1 protein-coding gene and 1 pseudogene are annotated in these 1,428 nt (G+C 75.3%); one reads left to right on the top strand and one right to left on the bottom strand.

The genetic code is table 11. The annotated features are described in order from the left end of the window. Positions 1-667 (top strand): annotated as a pseudogene (locus GTW67_RS32750) (hypothetical protein); the annotation flags it as partial. Between the two features lie 204 nt (positions 668-871). Here GTW67_RS32750 and GTW67_RS32745 read toward each other — a convergent pair. After that, positions 872-1,428: L,D-transpeptidase family protein (locus tag GTW67_RS32745; protein ID WP_161168383.1), on the bottom strand; the 557-nt coding region annotated here is incomplete at its 5' end.

Genomic DNA, 1,428 nt, shown 5'->3' with positions numbered 1-1,428 from the left:
CCTGCGGGACGGGTCCACGCCCGACGGCGCCACACCCGGCCCCTCCGGCGACGGCACCACCCGCGACGAGGCGCGCGGCGGCACGGCAGGCGACCGCGACCCCGGCGACGACCGGGCGACGCACGGCGCTGACGGCGCGGACGGACGCCGGCGCGAACTCGCCGCGTACTGCCATGACGTGAGCGCCGGCAAGACACTCGACGACGCCCGCCGGCGCGCGCTGAGGGAGGCGGCCGGCGGCAGCGCACGGGTGGAGGCGTACTGCCGCAGCGTCCTCGCCGACCCGAATGCCGCGAGCCGGGACCGGACCGGCGCCGGGGAGGCCGTGGAGGGCGCCCTCGGCGGTTCGGCGGGCGACGGCCGGCCCCGCAAGGGCACCGGCGGCGACGGCGACAGGACGGACAAGGGCGGCAAGAGCGACAAGGGCGACCGGGGCGACAAGGGCGGCAAGGACCGGAGCGGCGACGACGACGAGCAGGGCGACGGGAAGCGGGGCGACGACGACGGGGACGAGGACGACGGCCCCCGCACAACCCCCCGCGCCCACGGCACCCCGGCGCTGCGGCCCGCCCACACCACGGGCGCGCCCACGAGCCTCCTGCCCCTGCCGGGCCGGCTCCCGCAGCACGACCCACAGGACGTTCCACGACTTGGCAAGACCGCCTGACCTGCGTCTTCGCGGCCGGACGGAAATTCTTCCGCCGTGGGTGTGACACTTTCGGCGGCCCGGGCGCAGTACTGAGTGAGCCGACTGGTCATCGGCTTTCCGCACTGAGCCGGGGTTCCCCCCGTACCTACGGCTCGTGCACCTCGGCGCGGGCGGGACACGTTCCCCCGGTCCCGCCCGCGCCCCATCCGCCACCTCGCCGTCTCACCGGTAGACGACGACCTTGTCGCCGTTGCGCACCCGTGCGTACAGGTCGGCGATCGCGCCCTCGTCCCGCACGTTGACGCACCCGTGCGAGGCCCCCGCGTAGCCGCGGGCGGCGAAGTCGTAGGAGTAGTGCACCGCCTGGCCGCCGCTGAAGAACATCGCGTACGGCATCGGCGCGTGGTAGAGCGTCGACCAGTGGTGGCGGGACTTCCAGTAGACGTGGAAGACGCCCTCCCGGGTCGGCGTGTACTGGGAGCCGAACCGCACCGCCAGCGTCGACAGCGTCCGCCCGTCGACCATCCAGCGCAGCGTCCGGCTCGACTTGCTGATGCACAGCACCCGCCCGGTCAGACAGCGCGGGTCGGGTGCGGCGGCCGGCTGCCCGCCCATCGCGTACAGCTGCCACTTGCCCGGCTCGCGCGTCATCGCCACCAGCCGCTGCCAGGTGACGGTGTCGGTGCGGCCTGTCCGGGGCAGTCCGCGCTTGCGCTGGAAGCCGCTCACCGCGCGCTCGGTCGGGGCGTCGTACGTCCCCGTCGGGCCGCCGGCGAACC

Origin of the sequence: Streptomyces sp. SID5910, assembly GCF_009862125.1 — a bacterium.
Classification (GTDB): Bacteria; Actinomycetota; Actinomycetes; order Streptomycetales; family Streptomycetaceae; genus Streptomyces.
Note: the sequence above shows the minus strand (reverse complement) of the source record. Positions and strands in the feature narration are given on the sequence as shown.